We start from the raw sequence: 24,518 nt of genomic DNA, 5'->3' as shown, positions 1-24,518 counted from the left end.
CTGCGCTTTCCTTTGCGTCCCTCTGCGTTTAAAAACAAACCTCATTTCTTCAAATAACCCTTGGGATCTTGCGCTACCCAACCCAGAGATGAGCTAGAACGCACTTCAAAATGGAGATGCGGTTGAGTGGAACTTGGTTTTCCACTAGTGCCTACTGTTCCCAGTAAGTCTTCTTTTTTCACTTGCTGACCGACAGTAACTTTGATACTGTCAAGCTGGGCGTAGCGGCTTTGGAGTCCGCCACTGTGGTTAATAATGACCAATTTGCCATAGGAACCTTGATCGCTGGCAAAGGCTACAGTTCCAGGTGCGATCGCTACCACATTACTACCAACTGGTGCTAATAAGTCAACACCACTATGGAAGAAAACTTCACTTGTCGCAGGATTTATTTGCCAACCGTAAGCTAATCCTACAGTTGCCACTTGTGCTAAGGGATATCCAGACAAAGATGCACGGTTTGGTGTACCTGCATCAGTAGGTAAAGGGGACTTAGTTACAACGCCATTAGGCGACCAATTTACCCCTGGAACAAACACGATTCTGGGGTTTTGTTGGCAGCCATTCACCTCAAACAGGCTATCAGCACGAACTTTGTATTGTGCCGCCACTTGTCGCCAAGTTTGACCGCGAGGCACTTCGACTACAATCCCATTGTAGGGAGGAATCTGAAGCACACTACCAACAGCGGCAGTTGCACCGTTCTGCAAAGCTGGATTCATGCCAATAATAGTTGTCGGAATGAGATTGTAGCGCTGCGCTATGCTCTCCAAAGTTTCGCCACGAACAACTTTATGGCGTTGGAAGCGAGATAAGGCTGGAGTCGAGCAACCACCCACAGCAGCGTTAGCACTGTTTGAGTTTGAGTAGGGCAGTATGCTTACTAGGCCCAAGGCGCTAACTAAGCTACAGAGAAACAGTTGACGAAAGGGTAAAGTCATGTACACAGGTTAAGAGCGCATTAACTTTAGATTTTAGATGGGAAGAATGGGGATTGGGGACTGGGGAGCAGGGGAAAAGGTTAAAGGTTAAAGGGAAAAGGAATGAATTTAATCTTTCCCCTTACCCCTTTCCCTTTCGCCATGCCCAATCCCCAATGCCCAATGCCCCATGCCCAATGACAAATGCCAATCCCTAATTTCTCGTAAATTGATCTGTCCACTTGCCGTTCGCTTGACTACACTTAGAAATTAGCAACTGCATTGCTGTTATTGAGCAAAACAATTATGAAGTTATCCTTAAAGCAACTGGCGGTTTATGTGTTTTTACTGGTAATTGGCGGTGGTGCAGGTTTGTTTGGCAGTCGCTATCTCCTGCCACAAAATCGCTCATTCCAACAGCTAAAAAATGTAACAATGGCTTCGCCTCCAGAATCTATAGTTCCGAATTCTCCTAACGGAGCTATTGGGGCTACTGGTGGCGACAACGTGAATTTTATTGCGACGGCAGTGCAAAAAGTTGACCCGGCTGTAGTGCGAATTAATGCGACTCGCAAAGTAGCCAATCCTATCTCTGACGCTTTGAAAAATCCCATCTTGCGGCGATTTTTTGGAGAGGATGACCAACCAATTCCTCAAGAACGCATTGAGCGCGGTACAGGATCGGGATTTATTTTGAGCGAAGATGGGGAATTACTCACCAACGCTCATGTAGTGGCAGATACAGATACAGTACAAGTTACTCTCAAGGATGGTCGGAGTCTAGAGGGGAAGGTGGTAGGAGTTGATCCTGTGACAGATGTGGCGGTGGTAAAAATAAAAGCGAATGATTTGCCGACAGTAAAACTGGGCAATTCGCAAAACCTGATCCCAGGACAATGGGCGATCGCTATTGGCAATCCTCTGGGTTTAGATAATACTGTCACTATCGGTATCATTAGTGCTACCGATCGCACTAGCACTCAAGTTGGTGTCCCAGATAAACGAGTCAGCTTTATCCAAACTGATGCCGCAATTAATCCTGGTAATTCTGGTGGGCCCTTATTAAACGCCCAAGGCGAAGTCATTGGTATTAACACTGCCATCCGCGCTGATGCTCAAGGACTTGGTTTCGCCATCCCCATTGAAACCGCCGCCCGCATCGCTAATGAACTTTTTACTAAAGGGCGTGTAGAACATCCCTTCTTGGGTGTTGAAATGGCAGACCTTTCTCCCAGCAGAAAACAGCAGATTAATCAAGAAAATCAACTAAATATTCAGCAGGATGCTGGAATTGTGATTAAAGGAGTCACAGATGATTCCCCAGCCAAGCGTGGAGGACTGCTTCCTGGAGACGTGATTCAAAAAGTTAATGGGAAACCAGTCAAAACTTCAGCCCAAGTTCAGAGGCTGGTAGAGTCTAGCAAAGTTGGAGACATAATAGCGATCGAAGTCAACCGCGGCGGTAAAGTTCAAACCTTCAAAGTACAATCAGGAGCTTATCCTGAAAAGAAGTAGTCAAAATAATTCGTAATTCCTAGAGAGCGTCCTTCCGAATTACGAATTAGTAATCAATTATTTGGTCAATAGTTCCAGAATGTTTGACTACTGACTATTAATTATTGGCCATTAGACAAATGCTCTAACTGCATTCTTTGTTCCATCTGGCGCAGAAAATACCCTGTCATCATGGCTGATGCTAGAAGCCCGGCCAAGTTTTCCCTATCTGTTGTGATTTGCACGTTGAAATTTTCCGCAGGGAGCATTCCCACTAGCCCTTGGACATTTTGCGAGATGATTTGTTTAATTTCGGGACTGGCGGACTGAGCAACCCTAGCTAAAACATCAGGAGACTGATGCTGTAGATATTTGAGTAACTGATTAGGGTATTCCTCAGAGTGGTCGGAAAGAAGTTGATTAGGGTGTTCCTCGGAGTTGTCGTTCAAAAAGTCAGGATTAAACACCATTGGCAGTTTTATTTAGCTTAATTGCTAACTCTACTCTAAACCATAGTACAAGGCTAGCGCATTCACCACGGGTATAAGTNNNGAGAAGGGAGTGTGANNNGGGGAGAGATGACAGATGACAGGTTATAGGGAATAATCTGCACGCTGTAACCTGTACTCTATTCTCTTCTTTACTCTCCACTCGCCACTGCCTTTAGTTCTAGTTCTAGTTCTAGTTGTTCTTCCTTCTGGCTAGTGGAAAGTATTTGCGGGAGTTGTTCAATTTGGAAATACTGATGGAATTTTGAGGTTACTTGGAGTGAGTAGGAGCGAGAATCGCTGTCTCGGCGCTTGCGGATGAAACCAAGTTCGACGAGTTCTGGAACGTGTTGATATACTCCCGAACCGCGCAGGTTAATCAGGTCACTCTGAAGTATGGGACTATTAAGAGCGATCGCGGCTAAAGTTCGTAATGCACCTACACCCAATTCCACTGGTATCATCGTTTGCACTAAATCGTGAAAGTCAGACCGGAGTTGCAAACTATAACCATCTGGGGTTTCTATTACCTCTAGGGCGCTATCTCGGTGGGCATAATTGTCCATGAGTTCAATTATGCCTTCTTTGACAGTGCCGCGATCGCACGCGGCATACTCGGCGATTTCGCCGAGCGACAAGGGTTTACCCTTTAAATAGAGAATTGCTTCTATCTTCGTCGCTGTGGCTGTAATCATTTAGTCATTAGTCGTTAGTCACTTGTACTGAGCGAAGCCGTTGGCGCAGCCTCTCGTAGAGAAGTATTGGTTATTAGTCATTTGTACTGAGCGTAGTCGTTGGCGTAGCCTCTCGTAGAGAAGTATTGGTCATTAGTACATGACAACTAACAATCAATAAGTGTGTGGCATTATATCCTAAATTGTCAAAATATTTTTTTAAAACTTTCAAATTTGGCATTGGGCAAAACAGTGCTGAGTGCTGTTAGCGGATAGCTAAGGTTTAGCCCGTGCTGAGTAAGGAATTATTTTCCTTGTCTCCTGATCCCTCTCATCTCCCCTGCCCCCCTGCTCCTTGGTCACTGAGCGACTTGCCTTGACTTGTGCCGAGCGAAGCCGAGGTAGCGAAGTCGAAAGGAGCCGTTCGCGCAGCGTCTCGCAGAGAAGTGCTGCTCCCCTGCCCCTCTGCCTCTTCATAAGCCTCTACTTGTGAGAATAAATTCTGCGATCGCTAAATCTTGTGGAGTGGTCACTTTTAAATTTGTCTCTTCTCCCTCGACAATTCGGACTTCGATGCCGCACTTTTCAAATAAGGCGGCGTCGTCAGTTACTTCCCAACCTTGACGGACTCCTTCAGCATGGCACTGTTTCAACAACTTGACATCAAATCCTTGGGGAGTTTGTGCTGCCCATAGTTGTCGTCTGTCGGGTGTATCTTGAATTATGCCTTGTTCGTTGACAACTTTGATGGTGTCTTTGACGGGTACACCAGCAATTAAACCGGGACAGTGGCGAATGGCNTCGGCACAAGAGTTAAATAAATCTGGTGTGACCAGGCATCTAGCACCATCGTGAATCAACACTTGTTTTGCGGCTATTGGCAGAGATTGCAAGCCATTGTAAACAGATTCTTGGCGGGTGGAGCCACCTTGAATCAATTCCACTGGTTTAGTCAGCTTCAGATCGGCGATTATTGCATTGAACTCTGGCCAATCGCTAGACTGAGAAATAATCCCGATCCAACTGATTGTACTGGCGGCTTCTGCGGCTAATAAAGTCCAAGCAATAATTGGTTGCGATCGCACTCTTAGTAGGAGTTTATTGCGGTTACTCCCCATTCTTTTTCCGATTCCCGCAGCTGGAATTAGTAAATACACAGAATTCCTCAATCTTTAAGCTATATATTTTCCCCTAAAATAGGGAGCGAGTAAGCGTCAATAAATATTATGCGAGTAGTAGCCCTTGTACCTGGCGGAATTGGCGACCAAATTCTCTTCTTTCCGACTCTAGATGACCTGAAGCGCCATTACCCTAACGCTCAGATAGATGTCGTTGTTGAACCCCGGTCAAAGGCTGCCTACCGAGTGAGCAAGTCGGTTCACGAGGTACTGAACTTTGATTTTAATGACCGTAACAGTCTGGCAGATTGGGGTAATTTAGTAGGGACAATTCGCGATCGCGAATACGATGTTGTCATTACTGTTAAGCAAAATTGGTTGCTTGGTCTTTTACTCTGGTTGACGGGAATTCCTATACGTATTGGCTACCAAGGCAAAGGATCGGGTTTTCTTACCCATGCTGTGCCGTTCAAAGTATCCCAGTATACGGCAGCAGTGTATCATGACTTGCTGCAACCGTTGGAAATAAATAGCCCTGTCCCAGAGTTAGCAGTAAATGTGCCAAAACCAGATATTGAATGGGCACAAAAGGAACAAAAACGTTTAGGGGTTCATGAAACAGGCTATATCTTGATTCATGGCGGTTCTGGCCAGTTATCCCAGGCTAAAGAACCGGATAAAATCTACCCTGTCGAAAGTTGGCATCAAATTATTCAAGGCTTCCAAGACAAGCAGGCGGATCTGCCTGTGGTGGTAATTAAGGGAGTTGATGATGAGCAGTTTGTGCGATCGCTTCTGGGGTCTTCCCCAGATATCAAAGTAACTGCCCCAGATGATATTGGCAAGTTAACTGCTATAATCGCCGGGGCAAATTTGATGTTGTCTACTGATAATGCGGCACTACAACTGAGTGTTGCAGTCCAAACCTATACCATCGCCTTATTTGACTCCACCGATCCAGCTAAATTGTTGCCGAAAAACGATAAATTCCTGGCCATTGCATCCCCCACGGGAAAAACGGCGGATGTTTCACCAAACGCCGTTTTGGAAAAGATTTGGGGTGGCTAAAGGGCAGTTTGTCCCGATTTCTGCAATAAGTCTATTGGATATCCAAATGTAGTTATGCGTTTTTTGAATGACCGCAAAACCTGGTTGTGACAGCTAGATTTTGCGGTTATTTCAGTATTAAAAACCAGGCTAAAAACCAATACGTTGGGTTAAGGGTTATTGGTGTAGATAATTGGTATTTGAAGACGCGATTTATCGCGTCTCTACAAAAAACAGATTTTTCTCTAGCAACGCTTTGTGCTTACTTGCGATCGCGCCGTCCCCGTCCACCTGCCCAAGGNGGTGGGCCTCCCGCATTGCGAATGCGAATCACTTCTCCGTTACTGCGAGTGATGCTAAAGGCATCAAAATCATAGTCGTCGTATTCTCCTACGACAGTCACTTTTTCACCCTGGCGCAAATTTAGCTGATGATGCCAACGTGGCCCGGCATCGACAATAATCTGTCCAGTGCCATCCTCTAAGATAAATTCATTGCCAACAACACTGCGAATTTCACCAGAAACGCTGACTCCTGGATCGCGCTGCAAATCACGGATTGGGATCTGTGCTTGAGCGGTGGGAATAACTACCGCTAACAGTGCAGATGTAAAGGTCATAGCAACAGTGGATTTCATAAGAATTTATTGGTTTGAACTTCACTGCATAAAATGTAAACAGGAAGTATGACCACAAAATGACCAGAATTTATCGAAACAGAATTCAGGAGTCAGGAGCCAGAATGGGCTAAACGCCCCGCTACCGCTAACAGAATTAATTCTGTGCGACTAGTAGATAGCGACGGCGGCAAGCGAGTCTGCGTACTTTTACTGAGAAGCAAGGCTACGCTTTTAGCGTCTGTCTTCGACACGCTGCGCGAACGTAGAGAACGTTTTGATTCTGACTCCTGAATTCTTCTTCAATTGGATTTGTGCGTCAAAAGTGGCAGGGTAATTTGAAAGGTTGAGCCTTGATCAAGAGTACTGGTGACACTGATTTGTCCCCCGTGAACCTGAACAATTTGCTGGGCGATCGCTAATCCTAGTCCAAATCCACCAGATGTTCTAGAACGTTTGGGATCGGCTCGGTAGAATCTTTCAAATACATGAGGTAACGCATGGCTGGGAATGCCAATCCCAGTATCTTTTACTTGAATTAAGGCTTGTTCTGGCTGTCTAATCAGGCTCAGTTCAATGGTTCCACCAGCGGTTGTATAGCGACAGGCGTTGCTAAGGAGATTAGCGATCGCTTGTTGTAACAAGTTTGCATCACCCTGAACTACAACAGCCGTATCGGGTAACTGACTGGTAAGTTCTAAAGAATGAATTTTTGCCTGTGACAACCATTCAGTAGACATACTCCCTAAAAGCTCTGTTAGATTCACCGATTCCATCGAGTCAGGAGCCAATAATCCTTCGTGTCGCGCCAGGAATAACAAATCACCCACCAACGTACTCATCTGTTTGGTAAGGCTGATAATCTTCTCAATGCGCTTTCGCAGTTTCATTGGTGAGTCGTCTAGCTCATCTAAATCCATTAGCCCAACTTGGGCATTGCTCATGATTGCTGCTAAGGGGTCCGGAGTTCATGAGAAGCATTGGCAGTAAATCGCTGGAGTTGATCGCAGACTATTTCTAAACGCTGATTGGTTTCTCGCAGATTGATTTCTCGGTTGGCTAATTCTCGCTCCAGTTGATAGAAAAGATGAACTGCAAACAAAGCTGCGATCGTCCCGAATACAACAGAAATACACAATACAATCCAGGTAATTTGCCGATAAAAATCTTGATGTTGTATGCGTTGTACTAATAATTCTTCCTCGGTTTGAGCGAAGCGATCTATTTGTTGACGCGCCTGATCCATCGTTAATTTCCCTTCTTCCAACCATTCATGAAGGGACGCTACGGGAACCAAGATATCAGTTTGTCCACGAATTCGTTTCAGTTCTCGCTGTAAGGTTAATTTCTGCTGAAAAATTTCTAAATTATCATCAACCAGTGTGCGAATTTTCTGCATTTGCTGGGTTTGTTGGGCATTGTCTTGTACCAGTTTTTCTAATCGATTCAAGGATGGGGGAATAATTGTCTGAGCTTGCTTATAAGGAGCTAAAAATTCCTCCCGTTGAGTTAGCCCATAACCTCGAACTCCAGTTTCAGCATCAATCAAGGCGTTGAGAAGCTGTTTTGTTTCTAGGCGTACCGTTTGAGTATGCTGCACCCAGGTTTCATCTTCTACCAGACTGGCTTTTAGCCAAGCAAAGGCTGATAAAGCCATAAACAAGCAGGTTATGGGAATGGCAACGATCGCTGTTCCCCGTACTCGAATCGGCAGAGTTTGCCAGCGTTGATAGAGCCGTTGAACCCGATAAGCCATAGATTACCCCGCAGGAGGTTCTAAACGATAGCCAGTGCCATAAACGGTTTCAATCCAAGTTTCTACACCAATCTCGCGCAGTCGTTGACGCAAGCGTTTAATACGAGCAACTACGGCATTACTCTCAGGTTCTTGTCCCCATTCCCAGAGTGCCTGTTCGATTTGATCGTGGGTGAGAATTTGGCGAGGATGGCGCATCATGTACTCTAGTAATTGAAAATCGCGGCTTTTCAATTTCAAGCTACTGCTTCCCCATTCCAGGCGCATGGTGTCGAGATGGAGGGATAGCCCGTTGACTTGCAAAGCATCACCACACCACAGGGGCGATCGCCGTCGTAATGCCCGCACCCGTGCCAGTAATTCTTCAATATCTACAGGTTTGACAAGGTAATCATCGGCTCCGGCATCTAGCCCCATCACTTTATCGACAGTGGTATCTTTTGCCGTCAACATCAAGATAGGAGCCGCTTTTCCTGCTTGACGATACTGTTTGCATAGGAAGATACCATCTTCATCAGGCAACATCCAGTCAAAAATCAGCAGATCGTAATCTTTTTCACCCATCAACCATTGGGCTGTTGCCCCATCTTCGACGGCATCCACAATATGCCCTGAACGAGCCAAGGCGTCATGGAGCGGTTCTATTTGCTCTAGATCGTCTTCTACTAGCAAAATCCGCATTGTTCAATTGCAGCTAGTTGGGAATGGGGAATTTGGTTTTAGCCTAGTTTGATTTTATCGAAACAGAATTCAGAAGTCAGGAGCCAGAATTCAGCAATGTTTTTTGTGCGACTGGTGAATGAATCCAGGGGTTTAAGACCCCACTAAATCTTTGGTTTAGTGGTCAACAAGACAGTGGTGGGTCTGAATCCCCCACTGCTCATTCTGACCGGAGGCGGAGCGTCTCCAGCTCCGCTCCTGAATTCTGACTTCTGAATTCTTCTTCATTGTGCCAACTTAATTTTCACGCAGCTAAAATATCTCAAAAAAAGCATCATCTAATTCATAACCCAGCATTTGGGCCATAGATTTCAGCCGCGAGAGGCTGGGGATATCTTGCTGTTTGAGCCAATCACCTAAGACAAAGATTTTGTGCATCAAAAATATTTCTAAGGCTTCAGGATTGTACTGAATGCCATCTTTGGAACTGAATTGGTGTGGTACGAGCATGGCAGCATAACGAGCAAATTCTCCAGCTTTCCAATCTAGGAAAAATGCTAACCAGGGATATTTGGCATCTAGGCGCACAAACCACAGCCGCACCTCTGGAATTTCTGAGAGTTCCCGTGGATCGTCAGGTTCGAGATCGTAATTGATATCAAAGCGTAGCTGCTGTTCATGGGATGCGGCCCCATCTTGCAGCAGTTGTTCAATCACCGTTGACGCAGGAGATATATCCAGATTGTTAATCAGGTCATTATTGAGTGCGATCGCAATTGTCTTTGACTCAGCAGCCACTTTTTTTTGCTCAACTGTAGGATCGACAATATACAGTAGCAGCTTTCAGGGATTGACGCTAGATTGACCTTTAGTAGCACAAAGTCTTGTTCACAAATCAATTAGTATTTACTGATACTTTTTTGCTGATAATTTCGTCAACCTATACAAGGTTTAGACACAAGTCTGAACTGCTTAAATTTATTTGATACTTTTACTTAATTTTCGCTAGTTTTAACAAATATACATCCAGTTACTACCCCTGATATGAGCCGCTGGCTATCGCCACTCACTTCACCGATTTTTACTCAAGTTAAATGTTACTTTGATCGTTGCTATAATTACTCGCCTTTAACTAAATAATTACTACACGATTAATATCGTATGCCATTAGAATTAGCCTATTTGGGTAAGGCAATACCTGCCCCAAGGTGGACATTTACAGCGATTTTAAGTTAAAGTTGTAATGAGTTTGTTTTAGATTAAGGTCTGACAAAGTAGCCGTCAACAAGCAAAAAAAAATCATTATCGCCACCTGTCACTTCCACAGGATCAAAAGCCAAAACATAAGTGCAGGTAAAACAGCAGCGTGCAATATCATTGCATATATTAAATAACCAATAAACATTTAGATGGGAAAATTCCCTCAACAGTTAACAAGCTGTAATATGCAAAAACAAACAATTACTACAAGACCAATTCGTTCCTTAGAAGATGCACTTGAGCGCTGTCAAATCCTGGGTATGCGCGTCAGTCGTCAGCGTCGCTTTATTCTGGAATTACTTTGGCAAGCAAATGAACATCTTGCTGCCAGAGAGATTTACGATCGCTTGAACCAACAAGGCAAAGAGATCGGTCATACCTCTGTTTATCAAAATTTAGAAGCATTATCCAGTCAAGGCATCATTGAGTGTATTGAACGCTGTGATGGGCGTTTGTACGGCAATATCAGTGACTCTCACAGTCATATAAACTGTGTGGATACAAATCAAATTCTTGATGTTCATGTGGAACTACCAGAAGATTTGATCCGCAAAATTGAAGAAGAAACAGGAGTGCAGATTACTGACTACAGTATTAACTTTTTTGGCTACCGCAATCCGCAAGAGGGATAGGGGGTTGGGGAGCAGAGGGGCAGGGGAGCAGGGGAGAAGGGGACAAGGGGACAAGGGGGACAAGGGGACAAGGAAAATAATTCCTCACTCCTCACTTCTCACTCCTCACTCCTCACTCCTCACTCAGCACTCAGCACTGTTTTGCCCCATGCCCCAATCGAATTAATTTCCAAAAACTGTCTCATCATCGACATCATCATCTAAATCTGCTGACAAAATTGCACCTTCACAGCTCTCAATTAGTCCGATGGCAGGGGTATTTTTCCAATTAACGTTTGTGTTTGGCGTGATTTTCACGGTGTTTAAGAAGGGTTGCTGCGATCGCAAATGTTTTAGTTTTTGAAACGACTCTTTGGAGAACAAGGCACCATTATTAGCGGCCAATTTTTTGTCAGTCGTAGCAAGTACGGCATCACATAAGCAGGCGTTGGTGAGATCGGCAGAATTAAGATTTGTCCCCATCAGGTTTGCCTGTTGCAGGTTTGCGCCTGTGAGGTTTGCCTGTTGTAGGTTTGCGCCTGTGAGGTTGGCGTTTTGTAAGTTCGCACCTGCGAGGTTAGCCTGTTGCAAATTGGCTCCAGCCAAATTCGCCCCCATTAACTCCGCATTAGATAAGTTTGTTTGCTCAAGACTCACCCCAGTTAACATCACTTGCGATAAAGAGGCTCCCGATAAATTGAGTCCAGACAGAGACTTGATTCGGGTTACGAAGGCACTTTTATGCAAAACCGTTGTCCGAGCAATTAGCACACTCAGCACCTCTGGGTTGAATTCTGTTAAATTGACTGGATTCCCACAAGGCCAAAAAGGAACTTTTGTTTCTCGGTAGCAAGCGCAAAGCAATAAAAACACATTTAGTCCCACAGCAGCATTCACCTGTTCAACATTCACAGGGTTTTGCAGTTCGTGAAAATTAGTCAAAGCGTTGTGGGCTATCCCCTCATCTAACCAACGTCCTTGACAGTAAGCACGCCAGAAAGATAAAAGACGTTGAAATAAAACTTCAAACGAAAATTTGTGTTTTTGCTGGCGACGCAATCCGGCGATCGCTAGTTCTTCAATTTCTTGGCTAAGTATCCCGTAACCTAGTAAATTATAAATATTCTGGGCTGCACTACTGAGATCGAGTACAAAAGTAGGCGTGCCATAAGCCTTTTCTTCGTACTGAGTCAGAAGTTTAAGTTGGGCAACAATCGCATCTGCACAAAGAGATTCTCCTAACTTGAGATGCGAAAATTCAATGAAACTACTTTTTGCTGTGCTTTCGCTTGAGCTTTTTACATCCCAAATTTTAAAATAAAACGCTGGTAAAGTATTAAATTCACCAGCTAGATTAATTTGATGACGTTGCGAGTGTAAAATTTTGAGAGCGATCGCTTGCATCTGCTCAAGTAAATCTTGGGGATGACGATTAGCGAGTAAATTAGCGATCGCTTCTGGAGTCCGGTGAATATGAGCCGATCCTGAACGCAGTAGCATCGTCTTGATCCCACCAATTAGCGGATAACCCAACAACCATCGACTCAGGCGATGATGAATTTCCCATAAGAGAAAAGACTTTTGGGTATTAGCAGCTAACTGCAATAGTTCATCATCTAGCAATCCCTCGCGGTGCAAAATGCCCAACAAATGCAGCATTAGGGGTTGACGGATAAGGGGAGATAATTCTCTTAACTTTGATTGGCTGGCAAATAACCCTGCCTGTTTTAATAATGTAAAGAAATTTTGAGCAATGGGTAATGATTGCACTTTTGCCCACTGTTGAAACCATTGCTTGAATTCGTCCACATCCAATGGCTGAATAATGATTCGTCTCAATAATAGCGGTAGTTCCGAGACGATTTCTGGTAAAGTCGTTGAACGACTTGTCAACACAATTTTGTGGCGGTGCTGAGATTGAAAGTTCAGTAATTGCTGAATAAAAATTGCTTGTGCCCTGATACCCACAGCAGAATGGGGCAATTCATCCAAACCATCCAGCAGCAACAGACAAGGGAGATTTTCTTGCTCTAACCAAGTTGAAAGATTAACACCAAAGGCAGAATTTAGAGTTTCGATTAAAGTTTTACCGTATTTTACATCTCGCAACCTAATTACTATCGGCATCCAAGTAGGGTACAATTCTTGTGCTATCTCCGTTGCCCAAAGTTGGCAAAAACTAGTTTTTCCATAACCCGGTTCTGACTCAATTACAGCGATCGTTTCTAAATCAGTTAACTGTTGCTGTGCCCATGTTTTTAAATCAACTGGTTTAAGAGCTTTTTTATCCTGCTCAGAAATATTTTCTTCTATTGGTAAGCCTTTTTGTGGCACATAGATATCCTTAAGAGCAAAGGATTCCATCAGCAAAGGGATACTGAGGTTTTTAATCAAACTTGCACGGTAATGTTCTCGGTGCAAATCAATTTTTTCACTGACTGTAGAACCAACTTCTGGGGTGATGAAACTGGGAGATAATGAAATCCCCAAACGGAAAAATTTTTGCAGTTGGGCTAAAGGTGCAGCATTCTCGGTGACGACTACCAATATCTCACCAGGAAGTGAGTTAACTAAACGCTGTGTTAGAAGTTTCGCTTCCAGTTCCTCTGCACCATTGGCAACTAACCAAGCGATAGCAGCGTTATTTATTTGTTGCACCAGTAATGAATCTGCAACCGAAGACAGCGCTTGTTCAGCTTGAGTATCAGTCAATTTACCTGGGCTGAGAGTTTTCAGCAATCCTTGTAGTTGCGGATCTTGGAGGATGAGTTTACCCACGTCCTCTTTAAGTATGTGTGCTTGTATCGGTATAATTGCCCGGTCTAACCACGGTTTTTGTAAGCTTGCTTCCTGCTCTAGAATTGCTTGCAAAGCTTGGAGATAGGCAATTTGAAACGCTAGCCATGTGCCTTCGTTACGTTTTAACGGTTTTTTTTGGCTGAGGCTACGCAACAGTTTTTCTGTCAACAGGGAAATGACACTGATTTCTTCCCAAACAATACTTAAGGGCAGTTCTAAAACCTCTGCCAAGGTACAGATATCAAAAGGCATGAGGCTTTTGAGTTCCATATCCTGAACAATGCGGTAGGCAATACCTGCCAATTGCCCCCCAGAAAACCCTCTGATTTGATTGATTGCGATATGGCGTTCTGCCAACCAGTGCCGAATACTCAAGTTCATTTAATCACACAGTGAAGGCTGCATAAGGCAATTATGATCGATTTATCAGTTGACGAAAACAGGTGACAATGGGGAAGACAAAGTTTTGTATCAAAGTTGTTTTCTGATTGGTAAAAAACAGTGCTGATCTAATTGAGTGGACTATGAGCGATCGCCCTTTAAAATTATTGTTAATCGACCAAGACCCGATTTTTCGTCTGGGATTACGGATAGCTTTAGAAGCGATTCCTAATCTCGAAGCGATCGCAGTTGTAGAAACTGACACCGTTGCCTTGCAGATTTTAGCAGAAATTGCCGAAAAAGACCCTAACCAGGTAAATTTAGTAGTTTTAGAATTCGGTAATGGTCGCTCCACAACCAGTCAACAGCTAGGTTTACAATTCTGTCGGCAACTCAGAGCCTTATATCCCAACCTACCAATCCTGCTCCTCAGTTCTATTCAAGAACAAGGACTGCTATTAGCTGCAAAATCTGTTGGTGTAAATGGCTACTGCCCCAAAGGTACGCCACTTCCTGAGTTAGTCGCCGCCATGCAAGAAGTTGCAAATGGTGGTTCCTATTGGTTCCAGGACACAGAAGCAATAATAACTCCTAACTCCTCACTCCTAACTCCTCACTCCCCACTCCCCTTCTCTAAACTGCGAAATAATTTACATTTGTCAGGAATCACTAACATTGATGCTACCCTAGCCGCAGTAACAGCACAATTACAAATTCCTGGTCTACCAGTACTAGATCGAGCCATTCTAGCTGGACAGCGGCGAGAACTGCTAGCGGCTCGTTGGTTGTTAAATCGGTTGTTGCTTTCACCACAAGAAAGGCAAAAAGAACAGATTCCGGCTGCTGATGAGCCACTTTTGACTCCTTTATTCAGTAGTGCCATTCAGCAAAGGCAAACTGTATCACCTTTACTGAGTCCGGGAACCCTACAATCTGCCTTGTTTACATCTTGTGTGACTAAACTTCAATTGCCTTTACGAAATGTCACAGATATTCCTTTAGAAATTGATATCTTTCGTGAAGATAAAAAACGGGAATTACTTTATCTGATCCTACAAAAGTTGAGTGAACAGTTGGATGAATTGCGTACTTCTCAAATAGAGATAAATCAATTAAATGAACTAAAAAATACTTTAATACGTGATTTATGGCAAGCAGCAATTATAGATTTTTTTGGGAAGTTTTCTCAGATCAAAATAGTTAATCAAAACATAGAGATAGTTAATTTATTGCTGCAAAATACAGAGGTTGTACAAAGAGATATTCTCAATAAGATCCCGCTAATTGGTGATTTGTATTCTTATCTCTTATTTCAAACAGAGTTGAACATTGATAATACCTGCTATCCAGTAGTGAGTGCTGAAGCTAAATCTCAAGCATTAATGATTTTAGAGAACTTATTGATTCAGGTAGCGAATGGAGTAGTGCAACCACTATTAAATTATTTAGCAGATGTAGAAGAGATTAAGCAAAACTTTTATGGACGGCAATTGATTTCTACAAGAGAAATTGAGCGGTTTAGAAATGAGTTGTCTTGGAAATATAGATTAAAAAATTATATAGATGAGCCAAAAGCCGTTTTTGAAAGTCGCTATGAGCTATTTGTGATTGCACCTCGTGGCATTGCCAATATTTCAGTTTATGCTCCTCGGAATCAGGAATTAGTAAAACTTTCTAATATTCCCTTAGTAGTGACATTGCTCCTAGAATTTAGTGATGCGATCGCACCGCGTTTAAAATCACTATTAGCTGTTTTCGGTAGCGGTATAGTTTTTATCCTTACCCAAATAGTTGGTCGAGGTTTAGGTTTAATCGGTCGTGGTATTCTTCAAGGTATTGGTAGCGTTTCGTCAGTAGAAAAGAACTTGAGACGAAATAGCGATCGACCTAAGTGAACCAGCAACACAGAGGGGCAGCTTTCTGTAGTTCTTTTTCCAATGACAAATGACAAATGACAAATGATTTTATCGGGCTAGCAATTTCTTATGTTTACGCTATCAGTCTGCTTGTGATTGGCGAGGGACTACGTAGGCTATTTGGTGTAAAGCCGGATTTGACCCGCAAGGTAATCCATATTGGTGCAGGGATGTGGGCTTTCGGAGTCCTGCTACTGTTTAGCCACTGGGAAATCGGGATTATACCTTTTGCTACCTTTATCGGACTAAACTACTTGTTTTACCGCTACCGAATCATCGGCGCAATGGATACCCAAGATAGCTCACCCGGCACAGTTTATTTCGCTATCTCAGTGACATTGCTGTTCGGGCTATTGTGGCGACCAGATGGGCCAGTAGATAGCGCCCCAATTGCTGTAGCTGGGATCATGGCAATGACCTGGGGTGACGCACTAGCAGCATTAATCGGTAAACGTTTTGGGCAACATAAATACCAAGTGGGAAGTTCTATACGTTCCTGGGAAGGTTCAGCAGCAATGTTTATAGCGAGTACAGTAGTAATTTTCTTGGTGCTGTTACTGCTACCTGGTTCGTCGCTGAGTCCTTTTGCAACGCCTTTAAGTTTAGGATGGGCCTTTTTGACGGCAGTAGTAACTGCTACTTTCGCAACTCTAGCAGAGGCAGTCTCATCCCACGGCACAGATAACCTCAGCGTACCTCTAACAGCGGCGGGAGTAGTTTGGATTTTCATGCGAGTTTGTAGGGCACTCCCAATTACCTCGTTCCCAGTCTAAGACTAGAATTTCAGCCACTCATAATATAGATTCTTAATAAAAACAGCTATTTAACTGCGATGTCTGCGGCAGTCGGTTACGCTCGACGGCTCACTCTAAGCGTTGGCGCAGCCTCTCGTAGAGAAGCCATGCCGTTCGCGTTAGCGTCTCTGAAAGAGAAGGCTTTACGCTGCGCTATCCGTATCGCACTATTAATTCGGCGATTTATACCCCTAATTTTTAGCACCTAATTTTGGAGTACTGCTACTTCACACTACAATACTACTATTTTTAAATTGGCAGTGTTCGGAAACACAATATGTGTGTGATCAAGAACACATATTTTTTAATTGAGACAACTATATGATCTTCCCCACATGGACATACAGCAAGAATACATTTTGCAACATGATGTCCATCTTCTTTCTGTTAACTCCAGTGATACACAGTTATGCTTCATTTTCTGATTGAGCAGAAATTGTCAAAGCATACTTGAAAGGATTTCCCACAATTGAAGAAGGCAGAAGCCTGTAAGTAACAATCAAAACTCTAGTTGCGGGTGATTGCCCACTACTAGAACAAAATTGTGTCGAGATATGTAACACCAGACACAAAGCATCCTTGCTTCAATCTCATGCTTTTAAGCGTGGGATTAAAGCAAAGATGCCTTCATATCTCGTACCTTCTGCCTTCTGAATACATTTTTCATCAAAAAACAACTCTAGCAACATAGGTACAATCAATATGAACTTTAAACAATTTGGTGTATTACTTTCTATATCTACAATTCTTGGACTCAACGTGATTGGGACCAAGGTTTTGGCTCAAGAGTCGCCTAGTATTACTTTTGGAGATGCAATCGGGTCTGGTGGATGTATTGTTGACGATCAGCTTGCTGGAGAGGATGGTAGAACCTTATCGATCGTCTTGGATAACTTTAGTGCATTCAATGGTCAGCGTCAAAGGTGTATTTTACGCGTTCAAACTTTTATTCCAAGTGGTTTCATCATCCAAGATGTACAAGTACTGTACCAAGGCACTACTGATATTGATAGCAAGAGTAGAGGTACCAGTTTAAACAGAACTTATAGCTTTAGTGGTGGTGCTTTTGGTCAAGCTGTAGCTCCCCCTAAAACTACCAAGTTTACATCTAGTAAGGCATTTGCGGAGCAAGATGAGATTACTGTTCTAGCTGCTTCAGGTTTATGTAGTGGTGGTGGGCAAGGACTATTAGGTATTAATCTGATTGCACAATCCTCAGCAGGAAGTTCTATTTTCGTTGATACAGCCGATATCAATGCTGGGGATGTGAGACTGTTTTTTGACCTAAAGCGTTGCGACTAGTTGCTTTTAGCGATTCTGGGGATAGATGGTGATACACCAAACCAAATTCCCAATTTAGTGGTCTTCAATGAGTGGGGGATTTAGACACACCACTCATTGAATCTACTGAAGGTATTCTTCTTTAAGATTACAAATATTCTATTGATGGAGAATAAGATGATGTTGAAATTAAGTGATGCACGTAATTTTTTCATATTAATGTGCTTGTTTTTTTCTCTTGTTATGACGCCAAGTCATCTAGCGCTGCTGCTCCAGTAAACAACCAGCCACGATTTTCGGTTAATAGGGGATGTAATATAACTTTCAATCCGCAAATAAATCAGTTTACACTTCGCTCTCCTATAACTGTAAAGGCACAATCACCAAGAGCTAGATGTATCATTAGAATTGATACCTCTAATACTCAAAAGCAATTTAGGCTCGTGCCTTTAGCTGTCAAAGGTGTAGTCAAGAAAGCATCAGCACGAGTAGCTATCACATCATTTTTACTTGGTGATAAAGCAACACCATATGAAATAACATATGGAAATGCTAGGAATTTTGATTTGACCAAGCAAATACTTCCAACCAACTATACAAGTCAAGGAAAAAGTGTTTTAGGCGTTAATTTAGTATTAACAACAACCGGAGGAGAATTAGTGTTGACAGATTTCAAGTTTGCAGTTCAACAAAAATAATAAGCTCAATTTTGAGGGATGCTCCCCAATTCTGATGACGTTGCGTTTGCAATCAAGGTGCTGTCAATATTGGCAAAGGCAGCGAGAACCGCAAAGTCAGTATCCTTGTGGAAGTCAGTAATGATATAGGACTCATATCTGATTTTTGAACTACATTTTAGATAAAACCCTGATAAAAGGGGCTTTTCAGTCTCAAGATGTTTTCAGAAATCAAATCGGAGTCCTATATCAGTACCTTGTTTAAGTTATTATTATAGTGACGACTCCGTGCGTAACTGCTAATTCCAATTGCGGCGGAAATGGAAGAAGCCTTCTAAAAACTCTTGCAAAGGAATGTTGGTATTTAACTTTTGCTTACTCCACTCTCTTGCAGTTCGTTCCAGAATTTCTGAGAAACTGGGATAGGCAGGAGATAAATTTGCTAGATGTTTGACTTTAATTTTTTGTGATATTGCCAAGGCAATCAAATTAATTAATTCGCCAGCTTCTGCCCCCAATATCGAAGCTCCCAAAATTTCCCCATTGCGTAGCACAATTAATTTACACATACCAGTGGTTTCATCCCGAAGTTGGGCTGCTGCCACTGTTTTAAAATATTGTCGCAAAACTAAAACTTCATTTCGACGAAATTGGCGTTTTGCCTGTGCCTCTGTCAAACCAACTTGTGCCAGCATCGGCACAGAAAATATCGCCCAAGGAATTGAGGGATAATTTACTCGTAACCTGGGAAAAAATAATGCATTGTTCAGGGCAATTTTTGCTTCATAATTAGCGATATTGGCAAAGTCGTAACCACCAATTACATCACCACAAGCATAAATACGGTGGTTAGTGGTTTGCAGTTTATCATTTACCACTAAGCTACGACGATGCCATTTCACACCTACTGCTGCCAGATTTAGAGGTTCAAGATTCGGTTGTTGTCCAGTCGCCACTAAAATTTCATCAGTTTCAATGGCCTTATCTCCTGCTTGAATCCACTTTTTATTTTCAATTAGCCTCACCTGAGTTACTGGTTTTTCGGTGAGGACACGCACACCTTCTACTTCCAACTGCGCCTGAAGCAATATGGCTATCTCAGGGTCTAGATAGGGAAGAACATAAGGATGCTTGACTACCAGCGTCACACTGCAACCAAACCTTGCTAAAGTTTGAGCAATTTCAATGCTTTGGGGAATTCCACCGATAATTACCCAATTTTTGGGTAATGTCGTTCCCTGGAAAGATTGCCAAATATTAGAAAGGGTTAGATAGCCAGTGGCTTGTAATCCTTCAATCTCAGGAATTTCTGGACGCGAACCACTAGCCAGCAAATAAGTACGGGCGCGTAGTAGGCGATTGTTAACGGCAAAAGCCAGTTGGGGTGAAGATTGAAATTGACCACTGCCAACGATGATATCGACCCCCTGCGCCGCTAGGATGGCTAGGGAATGCTGTTCTTGGAGATTTGAGGCGACGCATTGAGCATACAGCATCGCTTCTTGCCATGCCATAGATATATGGCATTCTTCTGAGGTATCAGTGTGTGTGGCATAAATACCAAAACCAGCCGCATCCTTCAACTTCTGCGCTAGTTTACCAATTTCGGTAAGAGCATGGTGATGAGTAAACCCGTAGTCTACTTTGGGTTGTACCAGGGCAACTGTAGCACGCAGTTGGGTTGCAGCAAGTGCAGCATAGTATCCAGCAAGACTGCCGCCAATAATTACAACATCGTAGTCAACGGTCACGTGAATTTAGATTAGAGTTAGGAGTTAAGAGTTAGGAATTGCAGTTAGGAGTTAGGAATTAAGAATTAAGAGTTAGGAATTAGCAGTTAAGAATTAAAACCCTTTTTTAACTTATAACTCCTAACTCCTAACTCCTAACTTATAACTCCTAACTCTCTTTTAGCGCTGTTAGTAAGCGTTGGTTATCGGACTCTTCACGTACAGCAACCCGGAAAAAGCGATCGCCTAGTTCTTTAAAACTAAGGCAATCGCGGATTAAAATCTGGTGATACTTGAGTAATTGTTGCTGTAACTGGGAAGTAGATTCTTGGGACTCAACCAGTAAAAAGTTAGCAGCACTTGCTTGGGGTTGCAATCCTGGGATTTCAGCTAAACCCTGAAACAGTTGGTTTCGTGCAGGTGTTAGCCATGCCCAGGTTTGCTGCTGAAACTCCGTATCTTGGAGTGCTGCAATTGCCGCCGCCGCCGCTAGTGTGTTTACAGGCCAAGGATCTCGCCATAGCTGCCATTTAGCTAGGCAATCAGGATGTGCGATCGCATATCCTAATCGTAATCCTGGGAGACTGTAAAATTTGGTCAGCGATCGCAATACTACTAAATTCGGATATTCTTGCACCACCGGAATCAGGCTTTGTTCCTCATTGGGCGGCACAAAATCCATAAATGCTTCATCCACCACAACCAAAGCAAATTGCTCCAGATAGGGCAAAATAGACTCCCGTGAAAATAGTTTTCCAGTTGGGTTGTGGGGGTTATTTAGCAATAGTCCTTTGTCCTTTGTCCCCTGTCCTTTGTCAAGGAATAATGACCAATGACCAGTGACTAATACTTCTCTACGAGAGGCTGCGCCAACGACTTCGCTCAGTACAAGTGACAAAGGACACTCCAGCACATTAGCGTTGTACCCTGCCAAGGTTCGGTAGTAATCGCCAAAGGCTGGAGTGATTAAAATTGTCGCGGCTAATTGAGCTAATTCCCTACCGATTAAAGTGAGTAATTCTGCGGAGCCGTTACCCGGCAGAATCCACTCAGACGGCACTTGATGGAAGTGACTGAGAGCTAGTCTCAGTTCACTATAGTTTGGGTCTGGATAGTGCTTAAGATTACCAATGTGGGACTTAATAGCAGCGATCGCGCTATTTGGAGGGCCCAATGGGCTGATGCTAGCAGAAAAATCCAGAATAGCATCAGGGGGACAGCCAGCCAGTGCTGCTGCCCAGGCTAAATTTCCCCCGTGTGCAGGTTGCCGCATTAAAAAAGGGTTCCCGAAGACAGAACCTATGCTTTTGGGGGTGCTACCTTTTCTCTAAACAGTTTTCCTGCGGAGAAGGCAGGAACCCTCGTCGCTGGAATTTCCATTTTTTCATTTGTTTTCGGGTTGCGACCTTCACGGGCTTTACGTTCCCGTGATTCAAATGAGCCAAATCCCACCAATGTCACCTTATCACCAGAGGAAACCGCTTCAATAATCGTTTCCAAAGCGGCAGTTAAGACTGCATCCGCTTGTTTCTTGGTAACACTAGCCTTTTCAGCTACGGCATCAACTAATTCACCTTTGTTCATGTCAAACTCCTGAAGGTTTACTTGAGATTTCAGTACGGATGCACATTAATACATCCGTACTGAAATCTTTGTTTGCGGAAATACAAAAATCATCCTTTGGGAGTATTTTTTCTCAAAACGGCTGTACATCCCATCGGCTCGACTTTTCAATGAATCATTCTAAGGTGTTGTAGCCTGATGTGGATAGATGAAACCATTAATTTATATAGATTTCAGGATTTTTTGTAATTTTAGGGTACTTGTTTCACTAAAAACCACCCCAAAAGTAGGAAAAAATACCTAGTAAATCCCGCAATTGCAAAGAAAACAGGGGAGTGGGGAGGTGGGAGATGGTCAATGTTTGTTGGCATTCATTACCGATGTTGAAGAGTTATTGCTGAGATTAAGCAATTTTTATGAAAATCGAAGGCTCAGGTTCCCGATTTATCTAAAAAGTCGGGGATTTTGCTGACTTTTCATGTCTTCTGAAAAATCCAACGCAAAATTTAACCTCCTAACAAGCTTCTTTAGTCAAGAAGGGGTAAAAATTAAAGCTTTTTCCCTAGAAAGCTATCCATTAGTCACATCTTTCTTAACATTTGTGTAGCGATGCCTACGGCGGTAAACTACGCTGCGATAACTTCTCCTCTGCAAGACGTTACGCGTAGCTTGCTTCGACCTAGTATTTATGACGAACGCAGGCACTCAACAAACCCTTGTAAGAATAAATGCTGAAAGCCCCTGAGTATGTGGCTGTTGAATATCCGCACATTCATGGCGAGTGAGTCAATCCCCAGCAGAAATTTTGTGTTGCACCCAAGCCCGAAAAGCACGGGTAGTAGCAATTTCCCCATTCTTTTTAGCTTCTTGAATAAACCGAGGAATCTCCTTCACCGACACAGATGCAAAAGTAGGGCTGGTTTGAACTTCTGAATATTGTCCACCTGCAAGCGTGTAAACTCGCAACACACTGCCGTTATAACGCCAAAATTCGGTAACTCCCATTGCAGCATAAAGCCTCAGCTTGTCTATTGCAGACCTGGAATATTCCACTTCCAGCACCAGGTCAGGGGGCGGGTCGATAGCTATATCAATATTTTCTTTATCTCGAACTAGGGCTTCATTTTGAATGTAGTAGCTACTATCTGGCTCGGCTCCCCGCTGCAAATCATCCCGCATTAAAGTTAATGAACCAGCGCGTCTAATTTCCCAGCCCAACTCTTCACACAGGACAACAACAAAACCTTCAATTACACGGTTTGAGTTCTCGTGCGGCATTTGTGGGGTCATAATTTCTAAGGTTCCATTGTCATAAGCCAGTCGGGAGTTACGATTTGAACCCATTTCAGCCAACATGGTTTTAAATGTTTGCCAGCTAATGTTTTGGAGTAAAACCCGATTTTCTGCGGATGTTGTTATTGCCACCATAGTTTATTTCTTTGCAACAAACCTTTTTCCAGTACTGTATCCCTACACCGAACCTTTTACCAAATTCGTTGTATATTGAGTACAAAATCAGGTAAAACATTTTCGCCGGAAATAGTTTGAGGACATTTTAAAACTTCCACATCTTGTCCTGGACGATAAATTTCTACTTCCTGTTTTTTTCGGTTGATCAACCAACCTAGACGACAACCATTTTCGATATACTCTTGCATCTTATTCTGAGTTTTTTTCAAGCTGTCATTAGGTGAAAGGATCTCGATGACAAAATCAGGACATAGAGGAATAAATTTTTCTTTTTGTTCTTTATTTAAAGCATCCCAACGAGATTTTTCTACCCACGAAACATCTGGAGAACGGTCAGCCCCGGATGGTAAAGTAAATCCAGTTGATGAATCAAAAACTTCGCCCAATTGATTTTGGTCGTTCCACAACCATATTTGAGCGTTAATAGTAGAATTAGTTTTTCCTGTTTCTCCTCCCGTAGGTGGCATTATAATCAACTCTCCTTGGGCATTGCGTTCTAATTTTAAATCGGGGTTTTCTTCACACAATTGATAAAACTGCTCTATTGTCAGTTTAATTACAGAATTGAGGTTTAATGTAAGTGCTGTCATAAGAGTATTTCCCTTTTTATTAGATGAGTGTGCTACAAATCTATATCCATATATTTCAAGGGCTTTCTCGGCAATTATACTAACACCATCTGTTGCGCTGAGTAACACCCCAGAATTAATATAATGCGATGTGCAACTTATTCTTAAAACCCCACTTCCATTCCTCTCCCCGAAAGGTCGATAGGCTTTGATTCTTGCTCCCCTTCCCTACCAGGGAAGGGGTTGGGGGTTAGGTTTGAGAGTATAGTTGCACATGGCATAATATAAGTCATTTTCATTCTTCTCTACCCTGTAGCCCACCTCTACGACTGGCGAGTTTTTTNTCGATTTCATCTTCATCCAATAAATGTTTACCAGAAGCAACAATCCTAGTGTAAATTTGGTGCAAACCTTTGCCCAATGGAATTTTATTTGCAAACTTTTTCAAACCAAGAAATTCAACAAAATCTAAAACTTCCTCTTGTTTGTCTTGTGGAAGAGAACGCCACTTTGTTAATAGCTCTTGTTCTGAAATCATTAGTATTTACTCACTACTGCTACTTCTATTGTGATTGGGTATTTTTATTGTAGAATGACATTTAAACTTAAACCTACTCGTAAAAAAGAAGATCCCCAACTTCTTTAAGAAGTTGGGGATCTGAGCCTTTAGCAGAGGTGATTCACCTACTAATTA

The 24,518-nt window shown here is 43.0% G+C and carries 21 protein-coding genes; 7 read left to right on the top strand and 14 right to left on the bottom strand.

The window, feature by feature from the left end; translation table 11 throughout:
* Positions 1-41: 41 nt before the first annotated feature.
* The gene (locus QUD05_RS09530; protein ID WP_289795843.1) at positions 42-941 is read right to left on the bottom strand and encodes a LysM peptidoglycan-binding domain-containing M23 family metallopeptidase; all 900 of its coding nucleotides are present in this window, start codon (positions 939-941) and stop codon (positions 42-44) included.
* A gap of 285 nt (positions 942-1,226) precedes the next feature.
* Here QUD05_RS09530 and QUD05_RS09525 point away from each other — a divergent pair, with 285 nt between their 5' ends.
* Entirely contained in the window at positions 1,227-2,435 is a 1,209-nt protein-coding gene (locus tag QUD05_RS09525; RefSeq protein WP_289795842.1) for an HhoA/HhoB/HtrA family serine endopeptidase, read from the top strand.
* A gap of 101 nt (positions 2,436-2,536) precedes the next feature.
* Here QUD05_RS09525 and QUD05_RS09520 read toward each other — a convergent pair whose 3' ends face one another.
* The 3 genes from QUD05_RS09520 to ispD all read right to left on the bottom strand — a co-directional run bounded on the left by QUD05_RS09520 (position 2,537) and on the right by ispD (position 4,733).
* Complete coding sequence (locus QUD05_RS09520) at positions 2,537-2,884, bottom strand: DUF760 domain-containing protein (protein ID WP_094347414.1); 348 nt, start codon at positions 2,882-2,884, stop codon at positions 2,537-2,539.
* Positions 2,885-3,054: 170 nt separating this feature from the next.
* Entirely contained in the window at positions 3,055-3,597 is a 543-nt protein-coding gene (gene scpB, locus QUD05_RS09515) for an SMC-Scp complex subunit ScpB (RefSeq protein WP_289795841.1), read from the bottom strand.
* A gap of 452 nt (positions 3,598-4,049) precedes the next feature.
* Positions 4,050-4,733: a 2-C-methyl-D-erythritol 4-phosphate cytidylyltransferase gene (ispD, locus tag QUD05_RS09510; protein ID WP_289795840.1), complete on the bottom strand. Its 684-nt coding sequence runs from the start codon at positions 4,731-4,733 to the stop codon at positions 4,050-4,052.
* Positions 4,734-4,802: 69 nt separating this feature from the next.
* On the opposite strand from ispD, the gene QUD05_RS09505 reads away from it, so the two are divergent.
* Positions 4,803-5,762: a glycosyltransferase family 9 protein gene (locus QUD05_RS09505; protein ID WP_289795839.1), complete on the top strand. Its 960-nt coding sequence runs from the start codon at positions 4,803-4,805 to the stop codon at positions 5,760-5,762.
* Positions 5,763-6,659: 897 nt separating this feature from the next.
* Here QUD05_RS09505 and QUD05_RS09495 read toward each other — a convergent pair.
* The 4 genes from QUD05_RS09495 to QUD05_RS09480 form a co-directional block, all read right to left on the bottom strand.
* The gene (locus QUD05_RS09495; RefSeq protein WP_289795838.1) at positions 6,660-7,301 is read right to left on the bottom strand and encodes a sensor histidine kinase; all 642 of its coding nucleotides are present in this window, start codon (positions 7,299-7,301) and stop codon (positions 6,660-6,662) included.
* An 8-nt stretch (positions 7,302-7,309) separates the two neighbouring features.
* Positions 7,310-8,113, bottom strand: a complete 804-nt coding sequence (locus tag QUD05_RS09490) for a CHASE3 domain-containing protein (RefSeq protein WP_289795837.1) — start codon at positions 8,111-8,113, stop codon at positions 7,310-7,312.
* A 3-nt stretch (positions 8,114-8,116) separates the two neighbouring features.
* A complete protein-coding gene (gene rppA / locus QUD05_RS09485; protein ID WP_289795836.1) occupies positions 8,117-8,794 on the bottom strand; it encodes a two-component system response regulator RppA in 678 nt (225 codons plus the stop codon).
* A 291-nt stretch (positions 8,795-9,085) separates the two neighbouring features.
* Complete coding sequence (locus QUD05_RS09480; protein WP_289795835.1) at positions 9,086-9,571, bottom strand: CRR6 family NdhI maturation factor; 486 nt, start codon at positions 9,569-9,571, stop codon at positions 9,086-9,088.
* Positions 9,572-10,218: 647 nt separating this feature from the next.
* Between QUD05_RS09480 and QUD05_RS09475 the strand changes: the two genes are divergently transcribed.
* Positions 10,219-10,665, top strand: a complete 447-nt coding sequence (locus QUD05_RS09475) for a Fur family transcriptional regulator (protein ID WP_289795834.1) — start codon at positions 10,219-10,221, stop codon at positions 10,663-10,665.
* Positions 10,666-10,827: 162 nt separating this feature from the next.
* Here the strand turns inward: QUD05_RS09475 and QUD05_RS09470 are convergent, their stop codons facing one another.
* Complete coding sequence (locus QUD05_RS09470; RefSeq protein ID WP_289795833.1) at positions 10,828-13,824, bottom strand: pentapeptide repeat-containing protein; 2,997 nt, start codon at positions 13,822-13,824, stop codon at positions 10,828-10,830.
* A gap of 143 nt (positions 13,825-13,967) precedes the next feature.
* Here QUD05_RS09470 and QUD05_RS09465 point away from each other — a divergent pair, with 143 nt between their 5' ends.
* The 4 genes from QUD05_RS09465 to QUD05_RS09450 all read left to right on the top strand — a co-directional run bounded on the left by QUD05_RS09465 (position 13,968) and on the right by QUD05_RS09450 (position 18,513).
* Positions 13,968-15,719 (top strand): DUF3685 domain-containing protein, encoded by a 1,752-nt coding sequence (locus QUD05_RS09465; protein ID WP_289795832.1) that lies wholly within the window; start codon positions 13,968-13,970, stop codon positions 15,717-15,719.
* 56 nt (positions 15,720-15,775) lie between these two features.
* Positions 15,776-16,513 carry a diacylglycerol/polyprenol kinase family protein gene (locus QUD05_RS09460; RefSeq protein ID WP_289795831.1) on the top strand — a complete coding sequence of 246 codons (738 nt, stop codon included), beginning with the start codon at positions 15,776-15,778 and terminating at the stop codon, positions 16,511-16,513.
* A 723-nt stretch (positions 16,514-17,236) separates the two neighbouring features.
* The gene (locus tag QUD05_RS09455; RefSeq protein WP_289795830.1) at positions 17,237-17,836 is read left to right on the top strand and encodes a DUF4360 domain-containing protein; all 600 of its coding nucleotides are present in this window, start codon (positions 17,237-17,239) and stop codon (positions 17,834-17,836) included.
* Positions 17,837-18,258: 422 nt separating this feature from the next.
* Positions 18,259-18,513, top strand: coding sequence for a hypothetical protein (locus QUD05_RS09450; RefSeq protein WP_289795829.1), 255 nt, complete (start codon positions 18,259-18,261; stop codon positions 18,511-18,513).
* Between the two features lie 278 nt (positions 18,514-18,791).
* On the opposite strand, the gene QUD05_RS09445 is transcribed toward QUD05_RS09450, so the two are convergent.
* From QUD05_RS09445 to QUD05_RS09425, 5 genes are all read right to left on the bottom strand, one after another.
* Positions 18,792-20,243: a dihydrolipoyl dehydrogenase family protein gene (locus tag QUD05_RS09445; RefSeq protein ID WP_289795828.1), complete on the bottom strand. Its 1,452-nt coding sequence runs from the start codon at positions 20,241-20,243 to the stop codon at positions 18,792-18,794.
* Positions 20,244-20,391: 148 nt separating this feature from the next.
* A complete protein-coding gene (gene cobD / locus QUD05_RS09440) occupies positions 20,392-21,495 on the bottom strand; it encodes a threonine-phosphate decarboxylase CobD (protein ID WP_289795827.1) in 1,104 nt (367 codons plus the stop codon).
* A 26-nt stretch (positions 21,496-21,521) separates the two neighbouring features.
* Positions 21,522-21,806 (bottom strand): non-specific DNA-binding protein Hbs, encoded by a 285-nt coding sequence (hbs, locus tag QUD05_RS09435; protein WP_010998076.1) that lies wholly within the window; start codon positions 21,804-21,806, stop codon positions 21,522-21,524.
* Positions 21,807-22,571: 765 nt separating this feature from the next.
* Positions 22,572-23,213, bottom strand: coding sequence for a Uma2 family endonuclease (locus QUD05_RS09430; protein WP_289795826.1), 642 nt, complete (start codon positions 23,211-23,213; stop codon positions 22,572-22,574).
* A gap of 56 nt (positions 23,214-23,269) precedes the next feature.
* Positions 23,270-23,845 (bottom strand): Uma2 family endonuclease, encoded by a 576-nt coding sequence (locus tag QUD05_RS09425; RefSeq protein ID WP_289795825.1) that lies wholly within the window; start codon positions 23,843-23,845, stop codon positions 23,270-23,272.
* Positions 23,846-24,518 lie beyond the last annotated feature (673 nt).

Source organism: Nostoc sp. GT001 (assembly GCF_030382115.1).
In the GTDB taxonomy this organism is placed as follows: Bacteria; Cyanobacteriota; Cyanobacteriia; order Cyanobacteriales; family Nostocaceae; genus Nostoc.
The sequence above is the reverse complement of the archived record's forward strand: the minus strand, read 5'-3'. Positions and strand labels throughout refer to the sequence as shown.

Coding starts and splice junctions, on each gene's coding strand:
- QUD05_RS09530 (WP_289795843.1), bottom strand. CDS start 941: ATGACTTTACCCTTTCGTCAACTGTTTCTCTGTAGCTTAGTTAGCGCC.
- QUD05_RS09525 (WP_289795842.1), top strand. CDS start 1,227: ATGAAGTTATCCTTAAAGCAACTGGCGGTTTATGTGTTTTTACTGGTA.
- QUD05_RS09520 (WP_094347414.1), bottom strand. CDS start 2,884: ATGGTGTTTAATCCTGACTTTTTGAACGACAACTCCGAGGAACACCCT.
- scpB (WP_289795841.1), bottom strand. CDS start 3,597: ATGATTACAGCCACAGCGACGAAGATAGAAGCAATTCTCTATTTAAAG.
- QUD05_RS09505 (WP_289795839.1), top strand. CDS start 4,803: ATGCGAGTAGTAGCCCTTGTACCTGGCGGAATTGGCGACCAAATTCTC.
- QUD05_RS09495 (WP_289795838.1), bottom strand. CDS start 7,301: ATGAGCAATGCCCAAGTTGGGCTAATGGATTTAGATGAGCTAGACGAC.
- QUD05_RS09490 (WP_289795837.1), bottom strand. CDS start 8,113: ATGGCTTATCGGGTTCAACGGCTCTATCAACGCTGGCAAACTCTGCCG.
- rppA (WP_289795836.1), bottom strand. CDS start 8,794: ATGCGGATTTTGCTAGTAGAAGACGATCTAGAGCAAATAGAACCGCTC.
- QUD05_RS09475 (WP_289795834.1), top strand. CDS start 10,219: ATGCAAAAACAAACAATTACTACAAGACCAATTCGTTCCTTAGAAGAT.
- QUD05_RS09470 (WP_289795833.1), bottom strand. CDS start 13,824: ATGAACTTGAGTATTCGGCACTGGTTGGCAGAACGCCATATCGCAATC.
- QUD05_RS09465 (WP_289795832.1), top strand. CDS start 13,968: ATGAGCGATCGCCCTTTAAAATTATTGTTAATCGACCAAGACCCGATT.
- QUD05_RS09460 (WP_289795831.1), top strand. CDS start 15,776: ATGACAAATGATTTTATCGGGCTAGCAATTTCTTATGTTTACGCTATC.
- QUD05_RS09455 (WP_289795830.1), top strand. CDS start 17,237: ATGAACTTTAAACAATTTGGTGTATTACTTTCTATATCTACAATTCTT.
- cobD (WP_289795827.1), bottom strand. CDS start 21,495: ATGCGGCAACCTGCACACGGGGGAAATTTAGCCTGGGCAGCAGCACTG.
- hbs (WP_010998076.1), bottom strand. CDS start 21,806: ATGAACAAAGGTGAATTAGTTGATGCCGTAGCTGAAAAGGCTAGTGTT.
- QUD05_RS09430 (WP_289795826.1), bottom strand. CDS start 23,213: ATGGTGGCAATAACAACATCCGCAGAAAATCGGGTTTTACTCCAAAAC.
- QUD05_RS09425 (WP_289795825.1), bottom strand. CDS start 23,845: ATGACAGCACTTACATTAAACCTCAATTCTGTAATTAAACTGACAATA.